Origin of the sequence: Streptomyces geranii (assembly GCF_002954775.1) — a bacterium.
GTDB classification, from domain to species: domain Bacteria; phylum Actinomycetota; class Actinomycetes; order Streptomycetales; family Streptomycetaceae; genus Streptomyces; species Streptomyces geranii.
Map to the genome: position 1 here is coordinate 32956 of NZ_PJME01000072.1, position 6443 is coordinate 39398.

The 6443-nt window shown below is 68.7% G+C and carries 6 protein-coding genes; 3 read left to right on the forward strand and 3 right to left on the reverse strand.

Annotation, left to right across the window (positions count from 1 at the left end):
• Positions 1–102 precede the first annotated feature (102 nt).
• Positions 103–2388 (reverse strand): transglycosylase domain-containing protein, encoded by a 2286-nt coding sequence (locus CW359_RS42015; RefSeq protein WP_105975530.1) that lies wholly within the window; start codon positions 2386–2388, stop codon positions 103–105.
• Positions 2389–2797: 409 nt separating this feature from the next.
• Between CW359_RS42015 and wblA the strand changes: the two genes are divergently transcribed.
• Positions 2798–3136, forward strand: a complete 339-nt coding sequence (wblA, locus tag CW359_RS42025; RefSeq protein WP_198655578.1) for a transcriptional regulator WblA — start codon at positions 2798–2800, stop codon at positions 3134–3136.
• 21 nt (positions 3137–3157) lie between these two features.
• Here wblA and CW359_RS42030 read toward each other — a convergent pair whose 3' ends face one another.
• A complete protein-coding gene (locus CW359_RS42030; protein ID WP_105975532.1) occupies positions 3158–4573 on the reverse strand; it encodes an ATPase BagB in 1416 nt (471 codons plus the stop codon).
• A complete protein-coding gene (locus CW359_RS42035) occupies positions 4570–5547 on the reverse strand; it encodes an ATPase BagA (protein WP_105975533.1) in 978 nt (325 codons plus the stop codon). Before CW359_RS42035 ends, CW359_RS42030 begins: the two co-directional genes overlap by 4 nt.
• A gap of 95 nt (positions 5548–5642) precedes the next feature.
• Between CW359_RS42035 and CW359_RS42040 the strand changes: the two genes are divergently transcribed.
• Complete coding sequence (locus tag CW359_RS42040) at positions 5643–5801, forward strand: Sp36 family protein (RefSeq protein ID WP_086785308.1); 159 nt, start codon at positions 5643–5645, stop codon at positions 5799–5801.
• A complete protein-coding gene (locus tag CW359_RS42045; RefSeq protein WP_105975534.1) occupies positions 5798–6265 on the forward strand; it encodes a RidA family protein in 468 nt (155 codons plus the stop codon). The genes CW359_RS42040 and CW359_RS42045 overlap by 4 nt, the downstream gene beginning before the upstream one ends.
• The last annotated feature ends 178 nt before the right edge of the window (positions 6266–6443 follow it).

The window sequence follows — 6443 nt, forward strand, 5'->3', positions numbered from 1 at the left end:
ACGGTGCCCGCCGGTTGAGTGCCCATAGCGCCTGACTGGCGCAATTACGCCCGGGAGGAAGCCTGGTGGGAAGCCCGGTGGGAAGCCCGGTGGGAAGGGGCGTCAGCCACGGCCGCCTCCATTGCCGTTTCCGTTGCTCTGCCCCTGGATGAAGCCTTCGGGGAGGGAGAAGGAGGGGGTCGGGAAGGTGGTTCCGCCGTCGGTGCCGCCGTCCGTGGTGCCACCGTCCGTGCCGCCGTCAGTGGCGCCGCCGTTGTTGCCGCCGCCGTCCCCGTTGCCGTCTCCGTCGCCGTTCTCGTCGCCCGTGTTCTTCGGCGGGTCCGGGATGTTCACGAGGTTGAAGTCGGGGGCGTCCTTGCCCTCCAGGGCCCCGCTCATCATGTCGCGCCAGATCGGACCGGGAACCTCACCACCGAACACCTTGGCGTGCCAGACGCCGCCGATGGTGATGTTCGTCATCTTGCGCTTGTGCGCGGGGTCGCCGACCCAGACGGCGCCGGCCATGTTCGGCGTGTAGCCCACGAACCAGGCCGCGTAACGGTAGTCCGTCGTACCGGTCTTGCCGGCGCTGGGACGGCTGCCGAGGCCCGCCTGGGTGCCCGTACCGTCCTCGACCACGCCCTTGAGGAGCGTGTTGATGGTGTCGGCGGTCGTCTCGGACATCGCCCGCGAGCAGGTCGACTTCGGGACTTCGAGCGACTTCGTCTCCTCGCCGACCCGCTGGCTGATCGACTCGATGGCCACCGGCGTGCAGTACATACCGCGCGAGGCGAAGGTCGCGTAGGCGTTCGCCATCGTCAGCGGCGACATCTCCTGGGTGCCGAGGGCGATCGACGGGGCCTGCTGCAGCTTGCCGCCGTCCGCGCGCTCGACGCCCATCTTCGCGGCCATCTCCGTCACCGGGCAGATGCCGATGTCCGAGATCATCTCCACGTAGTAGGTGTTGACCGACTTCGCGGTCGCTTCCTTCATGCTGTACGGCCCGACCTCGGACTCGTTCTCGTTGGTGAGCTTGGAGTTCTCCTGGTTCTGCCAGGTCTTGCCGTCGCACGCCGAGATCGGGCTCGGATAGGCCATCTCGTACGGCGAGGGGTACTGCTTCGTCGCCGGCATGCCGCCCTCGATCGCGGCGGCGGCCACGATCGGCTTGAACGTCGAACCGGGCTGGTAGCCCGCTCCGCCGCCCATGCTCTGGTCGACGGACAGGTTGATCGTCGTCTCGTTCTGCTTGTTCTCGATGCCGTACGGCCGTGACTGGCCCATCGCCAGGATCTTGCCGCTGCCGGGTTCGACGATCGTGGCGGCGGTGGCGACGTCGTCGCTCTGCTTGACGTGGTCCTTGATGGACGCCTGGACCGACTTCTGCGCCTGCGGGTCCAGCGTCGTCCGGATGGTCAGGCCGCCCCGGTTCCAGATCTTGGCCCGGTCCTCCTGGGTCTTGCCGAAGACCGGGTCGTTCAGGAAGACCTCGCGGACGTAGTCGCAGAAGAAGCCCGCGCCCTTGGTCGCCACGATGCAGCCGTTCTTGGGCTTGCTGACCTTCAGGCCGAGCGGCTTCTCCTTCGCCTCGGCGGCCTCCTGCGGGGTGATGTCACCGACCTCCGCCATCCGCTGCAGCACGGTGTTGCGGCGCTTGGTCGCCTCCGCCGGGTCGTTGACCGGGTCGTACCGGCTCGGCGACTGGACGATGCCGGCCAGCAGCGCGGCCTGCGGGAGGGTGAGGTCCTTGGCGGACCGGGAGAAGTAGCGCCGGGCGCCGGCCTCGACGCCGTACGCCTGCTGGCCGAAGAAGGTGATGTTCAGGTAGTTCTCGAGGATCTTCTTCTTGCCCAGCTCCTCCTCGACCTGGATCGCGTACTTCAGCTCCTTGATCTTGCGGCCGATCGTCTGCTGCGTGGCCTGCGCGACCTTCGTCGGGTCGTCGCCCGCCTCCTCGACGAACACGTTCTTCACGTACTGCTGCGTGAGCGTGGAGGCGCCTTCGGAGACACCGCCGCTCTGCGCGTTCTTGTTGAGGGCGCGCAGGACGCCCTTGAGGTCGATCGCGCCGTGCTCGTAGAACCGGGAGTCCTCGATCGCGACGATCGCCTTCTGCATGTACGGCGAGATGTCCTTCAGCTCGACGACCGTGCGGTCGCGCGAGTACACCGTGGCGATCTGGCCGCCCTTGGCGTCCAGGATCGTGGTGCGCTGGCTGAGCGGCGGGCGCTTCAGATTGGCCGGGATCTCGTCGAACCCCTCGACCGAACCCTTGGCCGCGAGACCGAGCGCGCCGGCGGCGGGCAGCGCGATGCCCGCCATGACGGCTCCCGCGAGCACGCTGACACCGAGGAACTTGGCGGCCTGCTGCGTCGCGGACAGACCACCACCCGAGCGCTTGTTTGGCATGAGGGCAGCCTACGTTCTCATTCGCCGGACACGCGTACAGGCCTTGGCCTAAGCTGCTCACAACTGTCACAGCAGTGAGGTCACGTATCAATACGTCCGTGAGACCCGAATCGTTTCGGATGTAGTCCAACTTTTTTTGGTGAATACGTGTCCGGATCCGCCTTGTGTGTCACCAGGTGTCCGTTGTGACCCAGCTGAACTGCCCCGGTATGCCGGGATAGTCACGCATGTCGGTCGCTCACTCCCCCGGGTGATCTGCCGCTTACCCATAGTCCGTTCGGGCCATTCAAGATTGGGCCCGAAGGGGGTGTTGCGCTGTGCCCTCCTTCCGTAACGTCCTCAACTGGCGGCGGTGAATATGCCGCTGCCGCCGTGGGGGAGCCTCGATTCGGGAGAGGACGGCGCCGGTATGGGCTGGGTAACCGACTGGAGTGCGCAGGCGGCCTGCCGCACTACCGATCCGGATGAACTGTTCGTGCAGGGAGCAGCGCAGAACAGGGCCAAGGCGGTGTGCACCGGATGTCCGGTACGCACGGAATGCCTGGCCGACGCGCTCGACAACCGCGTCGAGTTCGGCGTGTGGGGAGGAATGACGGAGCGGGAGCGCCGCGCACTGCTGCGCAGGCGTCCCACCGTCACCTCGTGGCGTCGGCTGCTCGAAACCGCGCGTACCGAGTACGAGCGGGGGGTGGGAATCCTGCCTCTCGACGAGGAAGAGGTGTACGAGAGCTACTTGGCGGTGGGCTGAGCCGGCTCGGCCACCGCTCACTCAACTCCCGCTCGGCTCCGGCAGCTCGGGCCGGTCGGTCGCCAGCCGGTCGCCGATGTTCCGCAGGCCCGCGAGGTCATGGACGTCACCGGGCAGCGCGGCGACTTCGGTCACGGCCACCTCCGGGTGGCGGGCGGTGAAGCGGTCACGCGTGCGCTGCTCGCGGGAGAGCAGCCGCATACGGTCCGCGTGCAGCCGGAGCAGGCCTGCGGTGAGTTGTTCGACGGTGGGTTCAGCGGGGTCACGGGGGTCGGCGGCCGGGTCACTGTCGGTGGCGATGGGGGAGCCTTCGACGTGTTCGCCGCGCGGGTCGGATTCGCCGTACGCGTCGGATTTTGCGTGCGGCTCGTGTCCGTCGTGCGCGTCGTGTTCGCCGTACGTGTCGGGAGAGTTACGAAGTCCAGCTTTCCCGTCCTCCTGATCGACAATGCGGGGCTCTTCAAGATTTTCCGCGGCGGCGAGCGCGCGCTCGGCCGACAGCTGGGCGGCGCCGCTGCCGTGGACCCGGTTGAGCACCAGTCCGGCCAGCGGCATGTCCTCCGCGGCCAGCCGCTCCACGAAGTACGCGGCCTCCCGCAGCGCGTCCCGCTCCGGGGCCGCCACCACCAGGAACGCCGTGCCGGGTGCCTGCAGCAGCTGGTACGTGGCATCGGCGCGGGTCCGGAAACCACCGAAGGTGGTGTCCATCGCGGCCACGAACGTCTGGACGTCCTTGAGGAGTTGGCCGCCGAGCAGCTTGCCCAGGGTGCCGGTCATCATCGACATACCGACGTTCAGGAACTTCATCCCCGCGCGCCCGCCCAGCTTCGCCGGCGCGGTCAGCAGCCGGATCAACCGGCCGTCGAGAAACGACCCGAGCCGCTTGGGGGCGTCGAGAAAGTCCAGCGCGGACCGCGACGGCGGCGTGTCGACGACGATGAGATCCCACTCGTCGCGTGAGCGCAGCTGCCCCAGCTTCTCCATCGCCATGTACTCCTGCGTGCCCGCGAAGCCCGCCGAAAGCGACTGGTAGAAGGGGTTGCTGAGGATCGCGGCGGCCCGCTCACGGTCGGCGTGCGCCTCGACGATCTCGTCGAACGTCCGCTTCATGTCGAGCATCATGGCGTGCAGTTCACCGCCGCCCTCGACGCCCTTGACCTTCCTCGGGACGTTGTCCAGCGAGTCGATGCCCATGGACTGGGCGAGCCTGCGGGCCGGGTCGATGGTCAGCACGACCACCTTCCGCCCGCGCTCGGCGGCCCGCAGCCCGAGTGCCGCCGCGGTGGTCGTCTTGCCGACCCCGCCGGCCCCGCAGCAGACCACGATCCGGGTGTCCGGGTCGTCGATCAGCGGATCGACCTCAAGGACGGGCGCGGGGGAGAGCCGATGATGCCGGGAGCCGCTGTCGTGCGGGTGTGATGTGGGCTCCGGACTCATGACATCCCCTGCTTCCGCAGCTCGTCGGCCAGTTCGTACAGGCCCGCCAGGTCCATGCCCTCGGCGAGCAACGGCAGTTCGTGCGTCGCCAGCCCCAACCCGCCCAGCACGGAACGCTGTTCGTGCTCCAGCGCGTACCGCTCGGCGTACTCCTCGACCTGGGCCAGCAGCGGATCGACCAGCTTCTCGGCGTTCCCGCCGCGCCGCGCCCCGCCGAGCCCGGCGGCCGACAGCGACTTCGCGAGCGCGGTGCGAGGGGCCGCCCGTACGAGTTCCAGCTCGGCCTCGTCCAAAACCTCGGGTCGCACCATGTTGACGATGATCCGCCCCACCGGCAGCTTCGCCGCCCGCAGCTCGGCGATGCCGTCCGCGGTCTCCTGGACGGGCATCTCCTCCAGCAGCGTCACCAGGTGCACCGCCGTCTCGGGCGACTTGAGTACGCGCATCACGGCCTGCGCCTGATTGTGTATCGGGCCGATCTTGGCGAGCCCGGCGACCTCGTCGTTGACGTTGAGGAACCGCGTGACCCGGCCGGTCGGCGGGGCGTCCATGACGACGTAGTCGTAGACGAACCGCCCGCTCTTGTCCTTCCTCCGCACCGCCTCGCACGCCTTGCCGGTCAGCAGGACGTCCCTGATGCCCGGCGCGACGGTCGTCGCGAAGTCGATGGCCCCGAGTTTCTTCAGGGCCCGGCCCGCGCTGCCGAGCTTGTAGAACATCTGGAGGTAGTCCAGCAGCGCCAGTTCGGGGTCGATGGCAAGGGCATACACCTCCCCGCCCCCGGGAGCGACGGCGATCTTCCGCTCCTCATAAGGCAGCGCTTCGGTCTCGAAGAGCTGCGCGATGCCCTGCCTGCCCTCGACCTCGACGAGAAGCGCGCGCTTCCCCTCGGTGGCGAGGGCAAGCGCGAGCGCTGCGGCGACCGTGGTCTTTCCGGTCCCGCCCTTACCGCTGACGACCTGGAACCTGCTCACGTATTCGAGGTTAACCAGTCCGGCCCGGAGCTACGCCGGAGGCTGTGGACAACGTGCGTGCGAGGCGCCTGGCCACTCCGGCTAAAGTCGGCCGCATGACCAAGTGGGAATACGCGACTGTGCCTCTGCTCGTCCACGCCACGAAGCAGATCCTGGACACCTGGGGCGAGGACGGCTGGGAGCTCGTCCAGGTCGTGCCCGGGCCGAACAACCCCGAGCAGCTGGTGGCCTACCTGAAGCGGCCGAAGCCGTGAGCGCGGTGGAGTCCCGGCTCGCGGAGCTGGGCCTGACGCTCCCGGCGGTGGTACCGCCGCTCGCCGCGTACCAGCCGGCGGTCCGGTCCGGGGTGTACGTGTACACCTCGGGCCAGTTGCCCATGGTGGACGGCAAGCTGCCCCTCACCGGGAAGGTGGGCGCGGAGGTCACGCCGGAGGAGGCGAAGGACCTGGCCCGCACGTGCGCGCTGAACGCGCTCGCGGCGGTCAAGTCGGTCGCGGGCGACCTCGACAGGGTGGCGCGGGTCGTGAAGGTCGTGGGCTTCGTGGCCTCGGCCCCGGACTTCACCGGCCAGCCGGGGGTGGTCAACGGCGCGAGTGAGCTGCTGGGTGAGGTGCTGGGCGACAAGGGCGTCCACGCGCGGAGTGCGGTCGGGGTGGCGGTCCTTCCGCTGGACGCACCGGTGGAGGTCGAGGTCCAGGTGGAGCTGACGGAGGCGTAGCGGGACCTTTCCTCGCCCCCGCCGCCCCTACCCGTCCCATCCTTCGGGGGCTCCGCCCCCGAACCCCCGTATCGCGCTGAACGCGCTCGTCCTCAAACGCCGGACGGGCTGAGGGGTGCCGGCCTGTGCTGCAAATGGTGCAGGCCGGCGCTTGGTTCTTCAGCCCGTCCGGCGTTTG

Coding starts and splice junctions, on each gene's coding strand:
- CW359_RS42030 (WP_105975532.1), bottom strand. CDS start 4,573: ATGAGTCCGGAGCCCACATCACACCCGCACGACAGCGGCTCCCGGCAT.
- wblA (WP_198655578.1), top strand. CDS start 2,798: ATGGGCTGGGTAACCGACTGGAGTGCGCAGGCGGCCTGCCGCACTACC.
- CW359_RS42015 (WP_105975530.1), bottom strand. CDS start 2,388: ATGCCAAACAAGCGCTCGGGTGGTGGTCTGTCCGCGACGCAGCAGGCC.
- CW359_RS42040 (WP_086785308.1), top strand. CDS start 5,643: ATGACCAAGTGGGAATACGCGACTGTGCCTCTGCTCGTCCACGCCACG.